The 22,736-nt window shown below is 40.3% G+C and carries 14 protein-coding genes; all 14 read right to left on the minus strand.

Annotation, left to right across the window (positions count from 1 at the left end):
- Positions 1 to 3 precede the first annotated feature (3 nt).
- A complete protein-coding gene (locus ACN9MR_RS13460) occupies positions 4 to 3,600 on the minus strand; it encodes a SusC/RagA family TonB-linked outer membrane protein (RefSeq protein ID WP_426330182.1) in 3,597 nt (1,198 codons plus the stop codon).
- Between the two features lie 155 nt (positions 3,601 to 3,755).
- Positions 3,756 to 4,934, minus strand: coding sequence for a FecR family protein (locus ACN9MR_RS13465; RefSeq protein WP_426330183.1), 1,179 nt, complete (start codon positions 4,932 to 4,934; stop codon positions 3,756 to 3,758).
- Positions 4,935 to 5,073: 139 nt separating this feature from the next.
- Positions 5,074 to 5,661: an RNA polymerase sigma factor gene (locus tag ACN9MR_RS13470; RefSeq protein WP_426330184.1), complete on the minus strand. Its 588-nt coding sequence runs from the start codon at positions 5,659 to 5,661 to the stop codon at positions 5,074 to 5,076.
- Positions 5,662 to 6,229: 568 nt separating this feature from the next.
- A complete protein-coding gene (locus ACN9MR_RS13475) occupies positions 6,230 to 6,694 on the minus strand; it encodes an Lrp/AsnC family transcriptional regulator (RefSeq protein ID WP_426330185.1) in 465 nt (154 codons plus the stop codon).
- Between the two features lie 229 nt (positions 6,695 to 6,923).
- A complete protein-coding gene (locus tag ACN9MR_RS13480; RefSeq protein WP_426330186.1) occupies positions 6,924 to 8,678 on the minus strand; it encodes an aromatic amino acid hydroxylase in 1,755 nt (584 codons plus the stop codon).
- 296 nt (positions 8,679 to 8,974) lie between these two features.
- On the minus strand, positions 8,975 to 10,114 hold the full coding sequence (locus ACN9MR_RS13485) for a redoxin domain-containing protein (protein ID WP_426330187.1): 1,140 nt from the start codon (positions 10,112 to 10,114) through the stop codon (positions 8,975 to 8,977).
- A 722-nt stretch (positions 10,115 to 10,836) separates the two neighbouring features.
- Complete coding sequence (locus ACN9MR_RS13490) at positions 10,837 to 11,934, minus strand: redoxin domain-containing protein (protein WP_426330188.1); 1,098 nt, start codon at positions 11,932 to 11,934, stop codon at positions 10,837 to 10,839.
- A 95-nt stretch (positions 11,935 to 12,029) separates the two neighbouring features.
- Positions 12,030 to 13,547 carry a PKD-like family lipoprotein gene (locus ACN9MR_RS13495; protein ID WP_426330189.1) on the minus strand — a complete coding sequence of 506 codons (1,518 nt, stop codon included), beginning with the start codon at positions 13,545 to 13,547 and terminating at the stop codon, positions 12,030 to 12,032.
- A gap of 32 nt (positions 13,548 to 13,579) precedes the next feature.
- Positions 13,580 to 14,341 carry a DUF4843 domain-containing protein gene (locus tag ACN9MR_RS13500; RefSeq protein WP_426330190.1) on the minus strand — a complete coding sequence of 254 codons (762 nt, stop codon included), beginning with the start codon at positions 14,339 to 14,341 and terminating at the stop codon, positions 13,580 to 13,582.
- Positions 14,342 to 14,357: 16 nt separating this feature from the next.
- A complete protein-coding gene (locus ACN9MR_RS13505; protein ID WP_426330191.1) occupies positions 14,358 to 15,779 on the minus strand; it encodes a RagB/SusD family nutrient uptake outer membrane protein in 1,422 nt (473 codons plus the stop codon).
- 17 nt (positions 15,780 to 15,796) lie between these two features.
- Positions 15,797 to 19,060 (minus strand): SusC/RagA family TonB-linked outer membrane protein, encoded by a 3,264-nt coding sequence (locus tag ACN9MR_RS13510; protein WP_426330192.1) that lies wholly within the window; start codon positions 19,058 to 19,060, stop codon positions 15,797 to 15,799.
- A gap of 194 nt (positions 19,061 to 19,254) precedes the next feature.
- Positions 19,255 to 20,415, minus strand: a complete 1,161-nt coding sequence (locus tag ACN9MR_RS13515) for a FecR family protein (protein ID WP_426330193.1) — start codon at positions 20,413 to 20,415, stop codon at positions 19,255 to 19,257.
- A 151-nt stretch (positions 20,416 to 20,566) separates the two neighbouring features.
- The gene (locus ACN9MR_RS13520; protein WP_426330194.1) at positions 20,567 to 21,178 is read right to left on the minus strand and encodes an RNA polymerase sigma-70 factor; all 612 of its coding nucleotides are present in this window, start codon (positions 21,176 to 21,178) and stop codon (positions 20,567 to 20,569) included.
- A 704-nt stretch (positions 21,179 to 21,882) separates the two neighbouring features.
- On the minus strand, positions 21,883 to 22,731 hold the full coding sequence (locus ACN9MR_RS13525; RefSeq protein ID WP_426330195.1) for a hypothetical protein: 849 nt from the start codon (positions 22,729 to 22,731) through the stop codon (positions 21,883 to 21,885).
- Positions 22,732 to 22,736 lie beyond the last annotated feature (5 nt).

Raw genomic sequence — 22,736 nt, forward strand, 5'->3', positions numbered from 1 at the left:
ATCTTAAAAATTCAATTTAAATCCGAATGTGTACTGGGCTTGTGGACGGACTGTTCCAATGGGATACTCGGGATCTTCACCGTATTTGTTTGCCGTAATGATGAACAGGTTATTGCCCTGGGCATACAATTGCATTCTGGCGAGCCCAAATTTTGATAACAATCTTACAGGTACATTGTAGCTTAGATTAACTTCCTGCAACCTCACGTAGCTGGCATTGTCCACCAAATAATCCAGGTAAGGAGTAAAACTTGTCCAGTTGTAATAACTTGGCTCATTTGGATTTTTGGGCAGGGGAACCATTGTCATTGGATCTGCATTCATCACTTCTGACAACCTGCTATTTGGAAGCACTTTACCTGCCCACAATAGAGGGTAGTTAAATGAATTGTGCCTGAACACATTGCCAAACTTTCCAGTGAAGATAAATGAAAAATCAAAATCATAAACTCTAAACTGGCTTGAGAAACCGGCAATATAGGGTGCAACTTTTGTTCCCCCATCTACCATATAATTCAATGGATTTCCAAGTGGGGTATTGGCAAAACTAAACCTGGTGCCGGCATCAGGCCCCTGTATCATTGGTTGCCAGTTAAGGCTTGCATCAGTGCCAAGATTAAATAGACCAGCGTACTTGTAAGACCATAAAGTATTGGCATTCTTACCTTCTACATAGGCTGAGGTAGTGCCCAGCAGATTGGAGGGCTGATAACTTGCCCTAAACAACTTGGTAATCTCGTTGTGGTTATAGGCAAAATTAAGGCTACCGGTCCAACGGATTTTGTCAGATATATTCGCAAAAGTTCCAAACTCAACTTCAATCCCCTGATTGAGCATGCCTGCATTATTAAATTTTTGACTTATCACACCATTTGCAGAAGGAATCGTAATATCAGCTATAAGGTCTTTGCCCTTTTTACTGTATAAGTCCAGTTTGCCAAAAATTTTCCCGCCAAAGAGAGAATAATCTATACCAAGATTCGCCGTCCCAATCTTTTCCCAGCGAAGGGTCGGATTTCCATAACTGGCTATTGAGGCTGTTCTATCCTGAGTATATATATCAGGATTAGGATTTGAGGATATCAGTGGCATAAAGGCTGTACTCTTATCTACATTTCCGTTATATCCATAGGTCATACGTATCCCTAAGCGATCAATCCATGTGATATCGTTTAAAAATTTCTCTTTAGAGAGCTGCCAGCTCAGACCAGCAGACCAGAATGGCGAATAACGGTAAGAAGGGTCGTCCGAAATAAGGTTAGAAGCATCGGTCCTCACACTACCTGATACCGTATATTTTCCATCAAATGTATATGCTGCATTTCCGTATAGCGAAAAATAGCGATCGGTCGCATATTGAAACGTATTTACATAGCTGAAAGTTTCGTTTGTACCTATCCAGTCTTTGAGCTGGAGAGATGTCCCCCCAGGTCCGTTTGGAAAAGTCCCTACACTTAGTGTCTGGTCATTGTAACCATAAGCCCTTGGATTTCCAAATGACTGGGAATTACGGTTGGTAATCTCCGTTCCTGCAATGACACTGATTTCATGTCTACCAAATGAGCGGTTGAAATTCAACTGGTTGCGGATATTATAACTTTTATACTCATCCCGGCTCTGATCGAGGATACTGCCCTTGGGAAGATTTGGAGTGACTGCATTAGTGGTCATATTCCATGTGGAAGCAGTATTAACGGTGTTTCTTACAAAAAAAGTCTGTTCTCCGTAAAGATTCCGTGTCAGGGTATTAAAAATCTCAAACTGGCCTTTTACATCATATGTCAATCCTTTCAGCAGCTTGACTGTTAGCCCTCCCTGGAGGCGTGCATTTAGATCTCTTGCTCCCAGATTGCGGTTAGCCATCTCTGCTATGGGATTAAATGTCCAATCTGAATAGGGGAACTTGCCCATCGGAACGCTCCGGTCAAGCAGTGGCTGATAATAGGTGTTTACCACGTTCGTCTGCGATCCATCTGGATTAAGCAGCATATCATACGGCGATAATGATTTGATATAGTTGAGATCATAGCCACTATTGTTCCTATCGTTGTATTGGAACATTGCTGAAAAATCAAAATCCAACCATTTAAAAATGTTTGTAGTATTTCGATAATTCAGTAAGTACTGCTGACTGTTTGTGTTCTTAAAGTTCGACTGGTTGTCAGCGAACATCAAAGAAAAAACATTGCTGCTACGTTTTGTAGCAGCTGATATACTCAGGTTATATTGTTGGTTTACCGGAGCTGCCAATAGATAATCAGATATCTGCTGTTGGTTATCGTATCCTGAGAGCTGAGCAAGCTTTGCGTCACGCTGTCCCAGATTCAGATATCCAAGATATTGTTCGTTCATCGCAACCGATCCTAATGACCATGCTTTGAACTGATCCTGACCGGCCAGCGTTCCAAGATTCGTTTTACCTCCCCAATGATTGAACGCAGCCTTCTCATAGTCTATGGTTTCTGCTGAACTTGCCTGTGGATTAACATAATTCAGGTCTAATTTACCACCCAGCCTAATAAAAGAATTCAGCTCAATTTTAAGTGCATCACCGTTTTGGGGCCTCTTTGTCGTAATTACGATTACCCCATTTCCCGAACGTGCACCCCAAATGGAAGCAGCTGCTGCATCCTTGAGGATCGTGATACTTTCCACATCATTTGGGTTAATGGTAGAAAAATCACCCTGGATGGGAAAACCGTCCACTACAACCAGGGGCACTGCGTTGGCAGTAAGATTCCCGTTATTGTCCCTGATATTCAGACTGGTCTGCCCCCTGATTTCGAATCTTGGGTTTCCATCAGCATCAAGTGTTGCCTGCATACCAGGGGTTACCCCTACCAACCGCTGAGCAATGTTGGTAGAAGGCCTATCCAACTGTGCTTTGGATATGGTATTGAACGCACCAGTCGCCCGTTCCTTTGAAAGTTTCTGATATCCCGTACTGACAACGGTTACAGCATCAAGCTGTGCTGGTAACACTTCAAGGTTTATTGTAATATTATTGGTTTTACCTATTTCAACCTCAGCGGTTTTATAACCTAGGAAAGAGACGGTAATTATATCACCTTCATTAGCTTCGATACTGAACTCACCGCCCGAACCTGTCTTAATGACCCTGTCCTGCCCCTTAATTTTCACACTCGCACCAGGCAGTACCTGATTATCCTCACCCACTACCCTGCCGTTAACAATAATTTTGGTTTGGGTCTGCGGGGCACTAGCTGAAGAAAAGCTTTTTCTGGATATGATTACAGATTTATCCTTAATCACATATTCCAGGGGCTGATCCTTAAAAATACGGGAAAGCACATCACTTAATTCTTCATCCTTTACAGTGATGTTTACAGGTTTTGCATCCCTGATCATCGTTCTGGTCACCAAAAAATCATATCCTGTCTGCTGGCTGATCTTGTTAAAGACTTTATCAATAGCTGCATTTTTTTCGGACAGGGAAATCTTCTGTGCAAGGGTTGTGGTTGATGCGCTTACCTGCATTAGTGATGCTATTAATATAATAGTGATCAATCGCATAATGAGTAGCATTTTGCGGTATACCGGTTCCAGTACACCGAGTTTATCAGTATATATTTTATACATTTGTCTAAAGTTTGGTTTGTCGCAAAGTGCCTTTAGTTTCCAAGCCGGGGGCACCTGCGGGTTATCAGTTGATTTTTTTTTTTAAAGTTAGCTCTGCCAAACTCACCAGGTTCCGATAGCTTTCGGGACCTGGTTAATTAGCATGCTTAAAGTATCTATTTAGTCACTATCACCTCCCTTCCTTCTATCTTGAACTTAACAGTTTTGGTTGCACTCAAGATGCCCAAAACCTGGTCAAGGTTTTTAGAACTTGAAATTTTACCATTATATTCTTCCTGTGTGACCGCTCCAATAAATTTCACCTCAACATTGTACCATCTGGAAATTCTACGCATTATGCTTTCAATTCTCTCATCATTGAACCTAAAGTTCCCATCCTTCCACGCGATGGCTCCTTCGGTATCAATAGGGCTGACATTTATCTCTTTACCAACAAGTAAAGCCTGCTCACCAGGTTTAAGAACGGTATTATTGTTAATCTTGACAGCCCCTTCCAATAGTGTGGTTTTTATCGCCGGTTCATCTGCATAACTGTTAATGTTAAAATGCGTCCCAAGAACTTCGACTTTCTGCCCCCCGGATTCAACGACAAAAGGGTGTACTTTGTCCTTGTTGACTTCAAAATACGCCTCACCTTCCAGCTTCACGGAACGGATTCCGTTCTTTATCAAAGGGACCGCATAAGTCAGGCTGGAAGCCGCGTTAAGCCAAACCTTACTCCTATCAGGCAGGGTTACCATATAGGTTTCTCCTTTACTAGTCGAAAGTCTATTGAGCTCTGTCTTTTCTGCATCAGTGTTATTTTTAAGGTCATAGACTAACTGGCCGTTAGCGGTTTTCGAAACCTCTGCTCCGGCCTCTTTTGCAAGCCTGCCATTGAGGGCATCTGCCAATCTGATCTGCCTACCGCCAGAAAGTGTAAGCGTTGCTCCCTGTCTTCCTGGCTTGATGTTATTTGAATAAGCATTTTCCTGAACATGATCGGTCGCTCTTTCCCTGATCACAAAAAAGTATAGTGCAAAAACAATTCCAGCAGCAGCTGCCGCAATAGAGGCGATACGGGGCCAAAGTTTAACCTTTTTGGTGTGAACCTGCGTTGGGTAAACGTATTCTTTCAGTAGGTGATCCAAGATATCCTCTCCCTGCCCAGGCTGGAATACATCTTCGGACTCCGTTTCCGATCTACTGAACTCTTCCCAGTAAAAGCTCAAAAGTTCTTTGACAAACTCTTCGTTACGGGGATCGGCCATCAAAACGAGCAGTTCATTTTTCTCTTCAGGAGAGTTCTCATGAAGCAGCTGACGTTTGAACAAATATTGAAGTCGTTGGTCCATTGTCTTTTGTGAAGTTCAGATCTGGTGGCAACATTGCCTTATTATGAACTAAAGACGCAGAAACCCTAAAATCGGGATATGATAATTTAAAATAAATTAATATTAAATTTACAGATCGATCAAAAAGCGTGTTCAAATATTAATGGCGCCTGATAAATAAGAAAAATGCCCCCATAAGAATATGCGATTTTAGGAACTTTGAAACAGAATGACTTGCCCATTGCTGATACTTTTTCACTGAATCCCTTGAAATCCCCATGCGTTCCGCTATCTCATACGTTTTTAATCCCTGTTGCCTCAACATCAACACTGTTTGCTGAGAGGGAGGTAACTGTAATACTGCACGTGCAACCGTATCCTGATATTCCTGATCTGCACTAAAAATATTTTCGGTAGTACTGTCAATAACTATATCTTCGATATACTGCTGCATGTATTTTCGGTTCTGTATCATTTTACGGATGGAACTCACAGTATGGTTCCGGGTAAGGATAAAAAGATAGGAAGTGAATTTTTCCAGATATGGAAGCTCCTGGCGATTTTCCCATATTTTGATAAATATATCCTGTACAACCTCTTCACACATCTCTACAGATTCCAAAAGGGTATAAACATACTTTGCCAACGGCTCATTATAAGCACGGAACAATTCAGCAAACGCAAAACTGTCACCATCCGCTATTTTCTTTAGCAGGTCCTTTTCATTAGAAAGGGGCTTTATCGACATCTGTGGGTAATTGTTGATTCAAAATTACGAAAAAGAAAAACCAATATTATATATTAAATCCCTGTATTGCCGTTAAATAGGGCAACAGGAAAATAGAGGCTTTGCCAATGCTATTGGGAACTTCCCACTACAATCCAGATATCGCAACAACTAAATCTTAAAAGAATGCAGGTAAGGAAATACTATAACAGATGGTTATTAAACAGCCTCAAAATCATCACCTGTACCACACTGCCGTCCAAATTTACTCCCCCCGTTAAAGAGAGCTTCCAGCTCAGTAACTGAAAAAATAACGGAATAACACACTAAACAAATGTTTATTTCATAAAATATCTGGAGAAAATGCGGTAGATCTATATTCTTTTTGGATTATCAACAAACTATTGCATTTGATCCTACATATCTTGATGTTTGTACTATCTGAGCCGGTTCACTCCGGTCAAGGTTGATGCTTTGCATCCGTTTATACAAAAAAGCTGCAAAGTCTGGCAGGATTGCCAGACTTTCTTGTAAGTCCAGTACCTTAGGAAAATATGGTCAGGTAATTGTGAATGAACCTTCTGATCGGTCATATAGGATAGGCTGTGCTGCTCTTTGCTTCAGAAAGCACAAAAAAGCTCTGTACCGTTGTGATGTTTGCAAGTGTAGCTAGCTTATTGCGATAGAAATCATGATAGGCTTCCATATCTTCAGTAGCAATCCTTAGGATAAAGTCATATGCCCCTGTCATCTGCAGGCATTCCATGACCTCAGGGAATTTGGTTACGGAATCCTCAAATTCATTCAGGGTACGCTGAGTGTGATCATTGAGCAGTACCTGTGAAAATGATATTAGGTTCCGGTTTATTTTTTTTCGATCGAGGATAGCGACTATTTTTTTGATATATCCCTGGTCCTTAAGTTTCCGTATACGCTCATGGATAGTCGCAATAGATTTGTTGAGCTTATAGGAAAGTTCTTTATTAGTGAGGGAGGCATCATTCTGGAGTAGCTTCAGCAATCCGATGTCTACTTTGTCAAGTTCTGTCTGCATATACTTTTAGGAAAAACGGGGGTGAGGCCGTGGATTATTATTAGAAATATGAATATCCGGAATTTGCATGTAAAAAGAAGAAAATTTCCGGAAAATTGGATAATTATTATTAGATTGTTTGGTTATAGCGGGATTTTAAACAAAGAATAGAACATGTTAAATATCTACCAGCATGTTACCGTAAAGCAATACAACAGAGACAATATTTTTCATGTACCAAGGTTACATCTCATATATAAACCGGATTCTTGATGGCATATAACCCGTCATTGATTAGCTTTGACAGATGTGGGGCCTGCGTTATTCTCCTCTGCAGATATGCAAGTACCCTTTTTTCCAGTAAGCTGTCATTTTGTCGATAAACTATGATTTCTAGAATCTCAAGTGCACATAACCAATCATCACGATGGTCATTTTTTAACTGGCTGAAGATTTTCTCAAGGCTCTCCGAGTTTACCCCACTTTCTCTGATATAGCGGACCCTTTTATAGAGTTGGTGCAGCTCCAGGGTTTTCTCCCCATAATCGGGTTGACATTTTTCTTCGTTTACCATTACAGATTCTTCAAAACTCTCCTTGTCCGCAGCGCCATTGAAAACAGAAATTATTTTTTCTCCGACAGCCATATCGTAGGTCCCCCATTCAGGATGGAACAAGATACAGCCATCACAGTCAGTTACAGTGCAATCTTCAAAAGTGATGAGAAGAACCTTATTCTCATTTCTTAAAATAGATTTTATTTTTCCGAAAACTGCAATTCCGCTGTCAAAGGTTAACCTTGTTATTTTACCTGTTAAAATCCCTGATTGCACTAGGTCTTTTTTGCTATAGTCTTCTAAAACCTTAATCGAATTATTCAGTTTGCCAACAGGCGAGGAAAATCCATTTTGATGATAATCCTTGCCGTGTCCGGATAATTGTTTTCCATTTAACGCCAATGCCGTTGGTCCATTTGTCATTACAAAACTGATGTTATCTTCTGCGTCTAAACCTAGTTCGGTAAAAATTCCACTTACCTGGAGACCGGAGCTATAAACTGCAGTAGTTACCCGCGCGCAGGAGATAGCTTTAATAATCCCGCCCGCCCCACCACAGCGGAAAGCCATTGTGTCCGCAAACTGTTCCAATACATCGATCAGGTTTTGGAAGTTGGGGGTGACAAATAGCTGGGGCTGGGGCTTTGTTATGTCGTATGGATAATTTACGGCATCTAGACTGTACCGAAGTTTTTTCACATCCTGCTTCATACAGCTTGCACTTTCTCCGATTGAGGACAATAGCCCGGCACCATAAATTTTCGGATCTTCAATGGTTCCGATCAGCCCATATTCAACCGTCCACCAATGCAAACGTCCAAGCAAAGCCATTTCAGAGGGCTCACCCATATTTTCACTGACATGCATGAGTTCTCTTTCGGCCCTGGTAATATCTGCTTCCTGGGTATCATCCGCTTCTTTTAGAATTGACAATTTTCGGATCGCATCATAAAGTTCAAAGTCCTTAGATGAAAACATTGCTTTGGCTCCAATAGAACCAAAATAACTTAGATAATTATTATACTCCGTGTCTGCGATGATCGGTGCATGCCCTGCACTTTCATGGATAATATCCGGCGCTGGGGTATACTCGATATGGTTGATCTGTCTTATATCAGCTGCAATAACCAATACCCTGTAAGCTTGGTACTCCATGAAAGCCGCAGGTGGGATAAAGCCATTTACCGTAACCGCTCCCCAGCCGATTTTCCCCAGGTTATCGTTCATTGTCTGAAGATCTGGTATGCGCTCCATGCTCAGACCAGCGCTATGCAGTCCGCTTATGTAGGGATAATAAGCTGCGTGCTTAAGATAACTATAATTTTGGCGCATCACATAACGCCATACCGCCTGATCTATAGGCGTGTACCTTTCATAGTTCTGTGAAACAATAAATTGTTTTAAGTGCCCTGGCAGTTTCGCCACTTGAGCATTATTAAAATCGTTCATCCGTTTATGTTTTTATTGTCTTATATCTCGCCAAAGTATTGGCCCAGACGACTTATTCCTTTATCCGAGGAGACTTTAGGCATCTTTTTCTGAAATCTACAGGGAACTTCCCCGGACATGGCCCTTTAATCTATGGCCTTAAATTGTAAATACCACCCCTCTTGCGAAAAAAGATGATCTTAAAACAGAATAACATTGAGTCTTCAAAAAAACCTGTAAAAGAGACAGATTTCTGGATCACAAATAAAAACAGTCTTTTTTTATCATTACAACTGCTTTTATTGGTGATAAAAATACTACATCGTGCCTGCATCCAATAGTTGTGTGAGTTTTTTTTGAAGTTCTTCCCCACGTATATTTTTTGCAATAATCTTTCCTGTTGGATCAATTAGAAAATTGGCAGGTATGCCGCTAATGTTGTACAGCTTGGCAACCTCATTGCCCCAAAACTTAAGATCTGAAACCTGAGTCCATGCAAGCCCGTCTTTCTCGATCGCTGCCAACCAATCTTCTTTTTTACCAGGGCGGTCCAAAGAAACTCCAAGAACAGTGAAATTTTTGTCTTTAAAGCTGTTGAATGCCTTTACAACATTGGGATTCTCGGCTCGGCAAGGCACACACCATGACGCCCAGAAATCCAGCAGGACATATTTACCTTTGAAATCTGAAAGCTTTACTGGTCTATCATTAACATCATTCTGTGTAAAATCCATTGCATTTGCCCCAATAGCAGTGCTCTTTCCTTTCGCTATAATTAATGCCAGTTCAGCTCCGGTTCCTGTCGCTTTTAGACCTCCGTCCATCATCAGGAATATCTGCTCAACCTCAGAGAATAGTTTCGGATCTGCAACCAATTGGGAGAGGGTTACCAGACTGACATATGATTTAATATTATCTTTAACAAACGCTAACTGCATAGCTTTCATTTTATCAGACAACGCTGTGAATTCTGCAGCTAAAACAGGTTGTTGTATTTTCTTCTCATCTGCAGAGAGCCTTACAAATTTATTGTTGAGCTCATTCATTTGTAATATGACTGGCTTTGTGATCCCTTGTAGTTTTTCATTGTCTACAGTTAACCGAGAACCTTTAACAGTTGCATGGTCCAGTGAATCCGGGGAGGATAGCGATATCTTGCCGGGCTCTATGTAAAAGGTAAGCTTATCCACCGTTTCGCCCTTGACCGGTTTCACTACCGAAAAGTTCCTGTTCAAATACAATTCAGCTCTGGAGGGCGAGAGTAATGTTCCCTTAAAATCAAACTTCCCGTTTGAAACGCTGGCAGAATCAGAGACAATCTTACCCTCAGCAAAGTACGAGAGGAATATTTTATTCCCCGATTTCAACCCCTTCAAATCTCCGTTGATACTGAAGGACTGTTGCGCAAATGATACTAATGGCAACATTAATACCATCGATATGATCTTTTTTTTCATTTTCAATATGTTTTGATAAAAAATTCTATAAATAGCCCGGAATGTTGGTCTCCAATCGGCTCATCGCTTTAAAGATAAAACCGATCCTGACATGGGTACTCAGCTGAAATAACATCTTACGGTTTTATCTCCCGTTGTCTTTTGGAAACCGTAGATATTACTCAGATGAAGAGCAGTAAATATTAGCGTTTGAAGCTACCAGAGTAAGATCTTCTCAAAAAACCAGCAATAGTTTAATGTCGGATAACCAAAACAGACAATTTTTAAAGGACGGGCCCATTCAGATCCTGACGGGCCTGTCCATCCACAGTTGGTAGCAAAGTGGAATTTGTCGGTAGGTTGTATTAAAACACCAACATGATCAGCCCAACCATCCGGAGGTACCGTCATTATAACTAATCAAAAGTCCCTTACTACTTCTACAAAGTTCGGGAGATAATCATTACTAACTATTCAAAAATCAGTCAATATTTGTTCATTGACAAGGATTCAAGATTATTCCGGATATTTTCTTTTTTCAGGCACTACTTTCGTTTATTTTTTCGGTAACAGAGGCTTTTCCCCTCTTAATTCTTTCTTTTTTTCATCTGGCAACAGCCTGGTTTAAACTAACTGCAAAGGTTCTCTTTTTAAGTAAACATGCTATAGCTAACTGACAGATAGATGTCAACCCAGCAATGGCCGAGTTTATACCTATCTGTTCATTTAAGATCTTTTAAAGTTTAATCAAAGATTTCCTTCAGCTTACTTTCCAGTTTTTCTCCAATCAGATCTTTTGCAATAATCTTTCCATTGGGATCTATCAGAAAGTTTGCCGGTGCAGAGCCAACATTGTATAACAAAGCGGCTTCACAGTTCCACCACTTAAAATCGCATAATTGGGTCCAGTTATAATTATTCTCCTTAATAAGTGACAACCACTTCTTTTTCGAATCCGGACGGTCCATTGAAACACCAACTATGGTGAAATTTTTGTTCTTATAATTCCTGTATATTTTGGCAACATTGGGCATTTCAGCAAGACATGGCCCGCACCAGGTGGCCCAAAAGTCTAAAAGAACATATTTACCCCTAAATTCACTTAGGGAGGTTACACGTCCTAAGGTATCAGCCATGGAAAATAAAGGGGCCATCTGACCTACACCTGTAACACCTAAACCTTTAATCTTTGATACAAACTCTTTACCTTTTTCCGAACCTTTCAATACCGGGCTAAGGTGCTGAAAAATATCACTAAGTTTAGCTTGATTGGGTTTGGATATCGCTTTTGTATAAGTTGCCATATTCCATATTCCATCAAGGCTTACCAGTGAAGATAGATGCTTTTTGGCAAATTTCTCCATAATAGCAACCGATCTGTCCTGTACTTCAGTACTAAAAACACCATACCTCTTAGTGTTGCCACCCGCTGTATACAAACTGTCCAGATAACCATATATCATGTCGTTGTATTCCTGCAGGTCTCTGTTTAAAGGAGTGCCAGAGACGATCTGTCGCTTCTGGCTACCCATAAACTGAATATTGATGGTACCCGGTTCAAGATAGAATATAGCGTTCATAGGGCTAGCTGTCCTATCGTTAATAACAACCTGTCCGATTTCAGGTTCAGTGGTATACATATTGCCACTGAAAGCAAATTTACTATCTCTGAAAGAGAGTGTGTCATCACTTATTCCCCGCTCCAGGGTATAGCGGTGTAAAGCAGCCTTCCCTTTGAGTCCTTCTTCTACCTGACATTGAACAGTGAATTTAGCTTGCCCGATAGCTAAGAAAGGGCATAGCACTGCGGCAAGTACTAATGTTTTTTTTAATGTATTCATTTTATGAAATTTAGGGTATTTATGATATAGTTATCTGAATAGTGGAATTATGGTGTCCACTACTCAGGTAGCTCATTTTTACGTTTTGCTGAAATTTATCTTTCTCTATAACACACACTAACGATTTTCCCAAAACCTGTCCAGGAATTCTTTTTGATGATCTGGCCATTAACAGGGGGTACACTATATAATTCCAGCGTACCACTCTCAGTAGGAGCCGCTCCCGGGTCATAAGCCCCTACAGTGAGCAAATTAGCCCAATCTTTGTAATTGGGGTTATTTGAAGGGGTGGCCAACCGTTTATAAAAATATTGAAAATCAAGATAGGTAATGATAGCTGCACCCTTGTCGACCATTAGTATTGATTGTTTGGTGGAAACATCAAATTCAAATACTTTTCCGCCCACGCTGTAGAAAATATAACCCAGTTCTGGACTTAAGGCATAGTGGGAGGCATTTGCAAATTCCGGCCCAAGTTCAATATTATCATTAACAAGCCCCCCGATGTCAAATCTCAGCAACCTATATTTTGCCGTAGCTGGATCTTTCATGATCGCAAATGCCTTATTGTTATAGTCCCTGTTCATATAAACCAGGTCGTACCCCGTAGGATAAGTTGGGATATCCGTAACCGAAGTACTATTGTATGAAGCTGCTGAAACAAAGCTACGTTTGTCCATATTATACATCACCGTTCTTCTATCATTGTTTGTAATGATATTGGGTGATATTCTGAATGGCGCTCCGCTTGGTGTATAAACATTTATCGGAGTGTATTTAAAGGCATATCCAGCGAGTGTACTGTACATATACACATTATCATTGGCGTACATTACCATTAAAGGAAACGAAGCAGCTGTTAGATTGCCCGTTAAACCCTGTGCTGTAAAATTAACGGGAACATTGCCCACAATTAGATTACGTATGTTAAGTGCTGGGCTGTAAGCGAAAGTTTCCTGATCAATTCTGCTGGTTCCGGAAGCATTTAAAACAAAAACACCGTAATTCTGAGTGGTAATGTTGGTGCCTGTGTAATCCATACAAAATACCTGATATGGCTTTCCCTGCATGGGAAGGGTTGACCCCATTTTTTTTAGGACATCTGTAAACTGTCGGAATGAATTATCTGCTTTATTATAGGAAAGCATATCGAGCCTAGATTGTCCATTCACATCGTTGAGCACCAAATAACCTTCATATATTTCCGAAACCACAACCAATTGGGTCCTTGCATGAAACTGAACCCCTGTTTTCTTATCTGTAATCCTATACTGTAAAGGATAGGTACCTGGTGGAACTCCTACTTTGATTTTAAGGACTTTATTCACTGAGATCACAGAATCAGACGTATTTCCAAACTTGTTTGGCAGCCTGAATGACCACTCGTAAATATAATCTCCTATAGAATGACTATCATCTTTTGTCATCGCTAAGGTTGGATTTAAAACCAGAGAATCATCATAATTAACCCGGTATCCTTTAATTGTATCCAGATCCGTAAATGTAATTTGATTAATATCGTGGTAAGTATAGTTTCCGATATCTTTTGAACAAGATGCTAAAGAGGAAACGAAAAGTATCACCAGTAATTGGTGAAGCAAAATCTTTCTCATAATTTAATAATTAATATGTAATTAAAAAGTGATTATTGATAGGCCGGGGCCATCACCATTTCAGTGACACCATCATCTTCAAAAATGGTCTTACCTGCAGCTTTTTGATCTGCCAGATAATGGCTCATCGTGATCGCCCAAACAGTACTTTTAGCAGATACATTTACATCCGTAAGCCAACCTGATGTATAATAATCAAGCGGCATCCCTACAATTTGATTAATTAGCAATACCTTCTTTTTGCTAAAAGCACCAAAATAAGCTGCAAATACTCCTGACCAGTATTTTCCGTCAACAAGTACATCAGATATATACAGCTTAAAATTTGTGACGTTTATAAAACTGGTATAAGAAGTCACAGTTTTTATGTCGACATGGAAGTTCTGGTTCTCTTGAAGGATGAGCTTCAACAGCACTGCTTTATTCTGAAGATCAGTTGACCGCAATAATTTTATACCCAGACTATCTACAACCCTCCCTGCCCTAACAGTCATAGAAAATGGGAATTCATAGTGCTGACCCGCAATTGCGGTACTGCTCTTGTCAACGATTACCTGAAAGGTACGGTCGTAATCTTTTGGAGTACCACTTACTGCGATAGGTATTTTAAATACCGTAGCTTTTACAGATGGAAGCTGGTTAGCAAAAGTGAAATTCGTAGAGTCAAGGGGCTGCCCAGTAGAAGTAAAATAAATGTTATCTGGTGAATTATAAGTCAATAATGACTGCTTTTTGCATGATGTAAAAAAGCAGAATATCAGAGCTGATATAGAGATATATTTAATAGTGTTCATTTCTTTTTCCTTTTAATTAACGTAGTGAGGTTTCTGAAAGCGGGAGAGGCAAAACATATTTCGCCGTGTTCATTGATATATTCGCCGTTGGGGAAACGGCAGAAGGAATGGAGGTCCTGTTTTTTCTTTTATAATAAAAGAAAAGCTGGCCTTCACCCCAGAATTCCTTCTGGTATTCCTTTTGGATTTCGGCATCAAGTGAAGCGGTGGGAGGAAGATTTACAAGTCCCCTGTTAAACCTTGCTGTATTAAGAAAATTAATTGCCGCGGACGGATCAGTTTCAGTTTCGGCAATGATATAGTACAGCTCACTTTTCCTGATAAGGGGCTGGATAAAACGCCACGGTTTAGTTTTATCTGCCAGATCAGCGAATTTAAAAAAAGTACGTCCTTTAATTCCGTCAACCCAGGTAGTATAATAGCGGTAATCATTTTGATTGCCCTCAAAAGTACTGGTCAGACGTTCAGGCAATGGAGTTAACAAATTGTTGAGTTCTGGGCTGAACAGGGCAGTCTGGTTGGTGTACATATCCTGATTATAAACACCGAATAACACTTCGGTGGAAAATATCCTATCTGGTGAGGGATTATTTACTATGCTGGTATATGGAAGCCATGGAAACCATTTTTCACCTTGTTGAAGAACTAGCCTTGCCGCCTGATTGGCTTCTGGTCTTTTTCCGGCGTATAAAAACACCCTTGCCTGTAAAGCTTCGACAGCATAATAGTTTAACCGTTGATTTCTGTGGGAACTATAGAAATTACTTCCATTAATCACTCCCCCGTTGATCACAGGATCACCTGCCAACAGTGCTTTAGCTGTTGCAAGATCAGCACTTACGCTATCCAGAACCTGTTTTGCGGTGAGCACCTCTTTTTTTACTGCGTCTGCATTTTTATAGTAGGGAATGGCTTTCGCATCGGGACTTACCAGATAAACCGGTCCAAATATACGGAGCATATCAAAATGTAGCATTGCTCTGATCCCTATAGCTTCTCCTTTCAGCAGTCCGGCATTTGAATGACTGATAATACCTCTGTCTTCCGCTTCTTTAAGATTTAGGATAAAGGCATTGGCTTTGGTAATCGTGGAATAAGTGCTGGTCCAGATGTTATCATACACACTTAGTGTATTGGCATCTGTATAAGTATACAATTGAAACTGCTGATAACTAGCAACTGTAGTGCTATTTAGCGATACGTTATAGCGTTGTGCCATAAGTTCAAGAGTTGTATTGGTCATATTCACACCGTAAAGTGTACCTGACGAGAGGTTAAAATATAGTCCGTTCAGGGCTTGCTGAACAGCAAGCTCATTAGAAAATACCTGTTCCTGGGTATACTTATCTTCCGGTTGGATATTCAGATACTTTTTGCAGCCGCTCACGAACACGACTATAACAGACAGGGCGATGATGTATAAATATTTAGGTATCATATCTTTCATTATTAAATTTAAAATGAGGCATTTAAACTCAGAGAGGCTGATCTGGAGAATGGATAGTCTGTACCTCTTTCGCTTACTACGCTTTCCAGTCTGAAAATATCATTGACATACAGATTTATACTTAAAGACTGCATTTTTAACGCCTGTAACCAAGGAGTTTTATTGATCCTCCAGCCAAGGTTAAAGGACTCTCCTACAAAGTGTGTATCTTTTTGAATAAAGCGTGAGGACATTGGCGTAAAGACCCTGGTATTGATTGCCTTAAACTGCGTTACATCCCCCGGTTTTTGCCATCTTTCGTATAAAGCTCTTTTATCCTGGTTATAGAGTACCCCGGTGGTGCTTATATTTTCAACTTTATTGTACACCGCACTGTTGAATACGTAACCATCTATCAGATACCTTATGTTCGCTCCAGCGGTGAACCCCTTGTAGGTAAATGATGTACTGATTACTCCTTCCATCTTAGGTCTGGTATTACCTACTTTAATGATGTCATCTGTACTGTATACATAAGTTAATGAGCCGTCTTTTTTCTGGTATATCTCATTTCCGTTAGCCGGATCAATACCGCGTGAAACCACAGCCCAAATATCGTCGGGACTATATCCATCACTATATCTTATTAATCCCGAGGTTGTCTCCTGTTGTTTATTCAATGCGTCTAGCTTGCTGTTCAATCCTCCGTATTTGCTGTTCATCAGTGTACCTGTAATTCCAACTGTCCAGATGACCCTGTCCTTCAAATTGTAAATAGGTGACATTCTCAGGTTGAAATTCCAGCCCCGGGTAGTTAAATTTCCTGCATTGATCACATAGTTGCTGCTTGCACCGGTAGAGCTGGGCAATGTACCATTGGCCGAAATAACCAAGGGATCTGTGTACTTATCAAAGTATTCAAGATAGCCGCTAAACCTGTTATTTAACAGGGCAAAATCCAATCCATAACTTGCCTGAACCGTTTTTTGCCATTCCAGATTTGGATTCCCAAGGGATATAAGATCTAAGCCCTGCCCGAAACTATTACTCCCCGGTAAAAACGAATAGATAGATGTTGAACTAAACTGCCCAAGGTTCTGATTTCCTGTGACCCCCACGTCAGCCCTAAGTTTCAACAGGCTTATCCAATGAATCGGGAGGATAAATGGTTCTCTATGTATATTCCATCCCAGACCCGCAGAAGCAAAGGACTGAAAGATATTGTTAGAGCCAAAAGCGCTTGAGCCGTCCAACCTATAAGTTGCATCCAATAGGTATTTTTGATCATAGGCATAATTGACACTGGCGAGTACACCAGAACCACGGTATATGGAAATTGCCGATGAAGGCCGGCTATAGGGAGTATAACTGTTGGCAAATGCGGGATTACCATTTGTGCCATATGGAAATCCTACCGCAGAAAAACCGGTAGATCTATTCGAATTCTGCTGAATGTCTCCACGGATGTTGGCATTGATCTGGTGCTTATCTATGACTTTCGCATAAGTGAACATAAGGTTGCCATTGTAAGAGAAACCAGAGGGATGTGTGTTGGTATAACGCCCTTTCTCATAAGCAGTAACGCCATCAAACATTGTATTTTCCGGGTTGGTAAAGATGATACTGTTGTCATTGTTACCTTTTATCTGGATGCCACCCTGGATCCTGAAAGAATCTGACAAAGTATAAATTGCCTGAAGGTTATTGATATACGACAGGGACTGCGACTGGTTTATACTGAACAATGATGCATTATACAACGGATTGGCCGTACTGGGTGTTATGTTGAGCGGATCAAGATACTTGGATAAGCTACCATCCTGATTCGTTTTCCGGTAATACGGATTGGCATTTACAAAGTCGCTGAATGATCCATAAGGAGATTCATTGGATCTAAAACCATTCAAAGAAAACATATTGGTAAGATTCAGTTTTCCTTTCCTGTAATTCAGATCAATATTACCACCATAGGTTTCTCTATTGGAACCTTTCATGACCCCATCCTGATTGCGGTAGTTGATATTGGCATCGAAACTAAGCTCATTGCTTCCCCCCGAAAAGGTAAGCGAATGTCTGTTGCTAAATCCTGTTCGTACAGGTTCACTCAGCCAATAGGTATTAACCCCGCGTTGTATATCTGCTAATTTTGCGTTATAATTTGCTTCAGTAGCCCAATAAGCAGTAGTAGGATCAGCATAAACATCTGCAAGTTTTTCAAATTGCAGCTTTTCCGATGCGTTCATCATGTTATAACTGCTCAGATCAGGCATATCAACAGAAAAATCTCCGGTATAGTTTACCCTGAGCTCTCCTGGTTGCGGACGTTTTGTTTCGACTACCACTACACCATTCGCTGCTTTAGATCCATACAATGCCGTAGATGCAGCATCTTTAAGAATTGTGATCGATGCTACACGGTTCATATCCAGATCATAGATTGTCTGGAGGGAGCTTTCAAAACCATTCAATATAAATAAGGGCTGGTTCGGATCAGAACCGAACTGATCGTTCAGATTGGAGGTATTGATACTGGTCTTGCCCCTTACCTCAAAGGAGGGAATTCTGTTGGGGTTTGAGCCTTGCAGATTATTCTCGATCTGGATAAATGACGGGTCGAGGGTTTTTAAACTTTGTAGTACATTTTTATTCCCTATCGATTTGAGCTGATCACCTGTAAAAGTGACCGCTGATCCCGTGAAGCTATCTTTCTTCCTGTTAATACCGGTACCGGTGATAACGACATCATCCATCTTGTTTTCAGTAAGCTTCATTGTAATTTTTAAAGTAGAAACTCCCGGCTTAAGTTTTACCTCCTGGGTTTCATAGCCCAGATAGGTAAAAATCAGTGTAGCGCCGGCATCTACCTTGTCGATGGTAAAATATCCTCCCGCGCCTACAGCAATCTTCCGGGTTGATCCCTTAATGGTAATCGTCCCTCCTATCAAGGGTGCCCCATTCTGATCGACTACCTGTCCGTCGATTTTAATATCTGCCAACTGCGGGGAAAGTTTTTCTACCGGTGGCACATAACGGATGACGACGGTTTTTTTTTCTATGACATAACTTAGCGACTGCTTTGTAAGCACAGTCTTTAATACTTCAGGTATTGAGGTTTCACTAAAATCAGCGACGATAGGCTCAGTTAGGTTGATGGTTTCACTGTCCCAGACTACATTATACCCTGTTTGTTTTTTAATCGCCTTGAACAGGGTTTTTAAAGTCGCATTCTGCGATTTAAAAGTAATTGTTTGTGCATAACCTGAAGCACTAACTTGCATAATTGAAATAAACAAAATTATTATGGTTAGTCGCATTACACGTAGGGTTTCCTGGAAAAAGGATAGGTGCCTATCCCATTTTCCAATGTAATTTTTATACATTTGTTAAGTTTGGTTTATAGTTGACTCTGCTTTAATTGTTGATTCTTGGCCAGACTTACAGCCGGAAGTGTTCCACCACTTCTGGCTTTTTTGGCCTTTTGATGTATTTATTTATTCACGATAATCCTCCTTCCTTCAATTTTAAAATGTACCCCCCTAGTTAACTCAAGCATTCTGAGAACATCAGATACATTGGAAAATTTAGATATAGTCCCCCCGAATCTTTTATTTCCAATACTGGCATTCTGGTATTCTACATCTATATTATACCACCGTTCCAACTTCCGCATGATACTTGTAAGTTCTTCCTCGTTGAAGACAAAATCACCATTCTTCCAGGCTATAGCCTCGTCTATATCTACTTCATTCACATCCAATTTATGCCCCTGTAAAACCGACTGCTGTCCAGGTTTTAAAATCCTCTCACTCCCGTTATCTGATATGATCTTTGTACTTCCCTCAAGCAATGTTGTCTTAACAAATGGTTCATTGCGATAAGAATTGACATTAAAATGTGTACCAAGAACCACAACCTGTTGACCATTGCTTTCAACAATAAAAGGATGCTTTTTATCTTTTGCAATTTCAAAATATGCTTCACCGTCGAGTTTTACCACCCTTCTCTCATTCTCTTTTAATCTTATCGGAAAGGTCAATACAGATGCGGCATTTAGCCATACTTTACTTTTATCAGGAAGCAACACTTCAAAAGTTTCACCTTTATCAGTGGATAGTGAATTATATTCAGGAGCCGGGTCCGGCCCAGAAGCAGGCAGTGTGTTCGGCATTACATGATAGGTTATTTCTCCCTGAGTGGTTTTGGTGATAATTATCCCTGTCTGTTTTGCAAGCTCGCCATTACCAGAGTCAGTTAACCTGATTTTCTTTCCATTTGAAAGTATCAATGTTGCTCCATGTTTACCGGGTGCAATATCATGAACTATAAGGCTCTTGGCTTTGTCAGAACGACCTACTAGGTCAAAGAAATAAATCCCACATGCAATTAAGATTAGCGAGGCTGCTATAGCTGAAATGCGAGGCCATAATCTCCTTGTAACGGATTTATCCACTACCTTCATAAATCCGATTTTCTTCTTAATTTCTGTCAGGAACTCCGCTCTGTAATTATCTTCATCAATTGCACTAAAATCGAACACTTCAGCATTTTCGAAAGACTGATAAAACAAATCCAGCTCTTCCAACTCCGAAATGCTTGCATTTTGATTTTCCATCTTTTCAATCAAATCCATTAACCTGTCATATTTCATAGGTATCGTGCTTTAATACATGTCACTTTAGAAATCAAAAACCGCTAGTCATAAAAATTAAATCGAGCACAAAAAACACAAAACACTGATAAACAGTGATATAAAATCAAACAATCTTACAATATCAAGTGGTTCTGTAGAGTTAATCAGTCTATTTATTGCTGCTTGCGAATAACAGAATAGCAATTATGGTCAGGTAGCTGTCATTGTCGCCCAGATGTTTGCGCATAAGGATCATACCTCTGCTGATGTGTTTCTCAACCGTACTTACAGAAATGCCCAGTTTTTCGGCGATTTTTGCATTTGTCACGCGTTCTATCTTACTCAACAAAAATACCTCCCTGCATTTCGGTGGTAATTTTTCAGTAGCTGACTTTAAACGGATAGCTAGCTCGGCATCTTCTATTCTCTGGTCTACCTCTGCAATATAAGTCTGAGATTGTGTGGAGATAATCTGTGCATATCTCTCTCTTGTTGTCTGGTGTCTAAAGTGATTTAATACCCTGTACTTTAAGGCATTTCCTAAATAGGCTTCGAGTCCAGAGGTCAGAACCAGCTCATTTCTTCTGGTATACAACGCTATAAAAAGTTCCTGAACAACTTCCTTAGCCTCCTGTTCATCCTTTAGCCGTTTAAATGCTGCATCCAAAAGCACTTTCCAATACCTATTGTATACCATAGTAATACCAACTTCAGGATTTTCCCTAAGAAGGTTCAGTAAATCGGCATCTGTAGTTTCGGTATAGTTGGTATTTTTGTTCATTAACAGAACTTTGGCACTTCTTTTTAACTAAAAACAGTTTGAAACAGTCTTGTCATTGCAATAATACAGAATATCTTACTGAATATCTAATTAATATATTCTGAGACAATTACAACTAATGGATATGTTTGAAGGGGCAAAGGGGCAATCCTTAAGACTCCGCACACAGGTTTTGCTTGACACATCAATAGCAATAGCTTTTTTTTTGTAGGCATCTTAATTAGGTAAACCGTCTTCTCTACCACTCAACACTTCTTTGATTTTTATTAATTATTCAATTGAGAATTAAACTATATATAATTACGGGATTGTGCTGAATAATTGGAAAACCAGTAGGGCTTCATTCCATAAGAGCATAAATCTGCATCAACAGCCCCCATTTCCTTACGGTCAGTTACAGCTGTCCGCAAAATCTTATTCCCTAAAAAACTGGATACCAATTATTTGCCCAGAACCCTACATCATTGCTCTTTAAACATTTTTTACCGGTTTATAGGCAGATTTTGTCCAATCAGTTTCTCCAGTGCTTCAGGAAGCCACGAACCAGCAATGATCTATCCGCGAACTAATAATAAAAATAGCCAAATAGAGTTGATATCTTTTACTATGGGATCGCTACGATTTCAATTATTACTAAGATCATAAATAAACGATCTGGCGATCCACAATAGAGCCGACCTCTCAGGCTTTCGGTTTCTACCCTTTTATTGACCTATATTTAAAAATGTCACTCTATTCCCGGTATGTTCGGGAAAGGCTACCAGGTCAAGTTCTCTAGAATAACCCGGATCTGTAGGATTGGTCAGCCCGGTCAGTACCACCTGTATACCATGCTTTACGCTGACCTTCAGCAGTGCTCCCCTCATCCAGTCCGTAACATAAAAGTATTCCCCTGCTTTAACAATACCTTCAAGGTTACCTATTTCCAGATTATTTTTCAAAAGGGGTACCATCTTTTTTGACATCAGATCAACTGTAAGCAATGTTCCCTTTCTGCTGGTTTCAAAAGTTGTTTTATTGACAACTTTTCCCCAGGTTGCAATAATCAGATTTTGCCCGTCTACCAGAACACCATCAGGGGATTCCTTCAGTTCCAGGAACACTTCTGCTTTACGGTCTTTCACAGGAAGTCTATAGATGCGGTTAGCGTGAAAGTCAGAAACATAAAGATCACCATTTGCAGCAATCGCCACATCATTGATAAATTCTCCATGAATGGGAAACATTTTTTCAATTTTCGCCGTTGCAATATCTATCTGTACAACTCCATCCCGGTCACAGACAAAAAGTTTATGCTCCGTACTAACCATGCCCGAGGGTGCATCCAGGCCCTTTACCCATTGCCTCTCAATAATTTCACCACCGGCATCCAGACGGCTGATCCATCCATTCTTATCTCTTTCAAATGAAACACCTCCACCGAGATTTGAAACAAACCAGTTTTTTGTTCGGGAATGCCATAGTATCTGGTCGGGTGCGTCAAAGGATTTATTGGACTGGGCCGACACGGCAAATGTTGACAACAACATGCCGATAGAAAGGCAGAACTTCATATTAT

Origin of the sequence: Pedobacter sp. R-06, from assembly GCF_049913135.1 — a bacterium.
GTDB lineage: Bacteria > Bacteroidota > Bacteroidia > Sphingobacteriales > Sphingobacteriaceae > Pedobacter.

Excerpts from the sequence above, each read along its gene's own strand:
- ACN9MR_RS13460 (WP_426330182.1), bottom strand. The coding sequence starts at position 3,600 with ATGTATAAAATATATACTGATAAACTCGGTGTACTGGAACCGGTATAC.
- ACN9MR_RS13465 (WP_426330183.1), bottom strand. The coding sequence starts at position 4,934 with ATGGACCAACGACTTCAATATTTGTTCAAACGTCAGCTGCTTCATGAG.
- ACN9MR_RS13470 (WP_426330184.1), bottom strand. The coding sequence starts at position 5,661 with ATGTCGATAAAGCCCCTTTCTAATGAAAAGGACCTGCTAAAGAAAATA.
- ACN9MR_RS13475 (WP_426330185.1), bottom strand. The coding sequence starts at position 6,694 with ATGCAGACAGAACTTGACAAAGTAGACATCGGATTGCTGAAGCTACTC.
- ACN9MR_RS13480 (WP_426330186.1), bottom strand. The coding sequence starts at position 8,678 with ATGAACGATTTTAATAATGCTCAAGTGGCGAAACTGCCAGGGCACTTA.
- ACN9MR_RS13485 (WP_426330187.1), bottom strand. The coding sequence starts at position 10,114 with ATGAAAAAAAAGATCATATCGATGGTATTAATGTTGCCATTAGTATCA.
- ACN9MR_RS13490 (WP_426330188.1), bottom strand. The coding sequence starts at position 11,934 with ATGAATACATTAAAAAAAACATTAGTACTTGCCGCAGTGCTATGCCCT.
- ACN9MR_RS13495 (WP_426330189.1), bottom strand. The coding sequence starts at position 13,547 with ATGAGAAAGATTTTGCTTCACCAATTACTGGTGATACTTTTCGTTTCC.
- ACN9MR_RS13500 (WP_426330190.1), bottom strand. The coding sequence starts at position 14,341 with ATGAACACTATTAAATATATCTCTATATCAGCTCTGATATTCTGCTTT.
- ACN9MR_RS13505 (WP_426330191.1), bottom strand. The coding sequence starts at position 15,779 with ATGATACCTAAATATTTATACATCATCGCCCTGTCTGTTATAGTCGTG.
- ACN9MR_RS13515 (WP_426330193.1), bottom strand. The coding sequence starts at position 20,415 with ATGAAATATGACAGGTTAATGGATTTGATTGAAAAGATGGAAAATCAA.
- ACN9MR_RS13520 (WP_426330194.1), bottom strand. The coding sequence starts at position 21,178 with ATGAACAAAAATACCAACTATACCGAAACTACAGATGCCGATTTACTG.
- ACN9MR_RS13525 (WP_426330195.1), bottom strand. The coding sequence starts at position 22,731 with ATGAAGTTCTGCCTTTCTATCGGCATGTTGTTGTCAACATTTGCCGTG.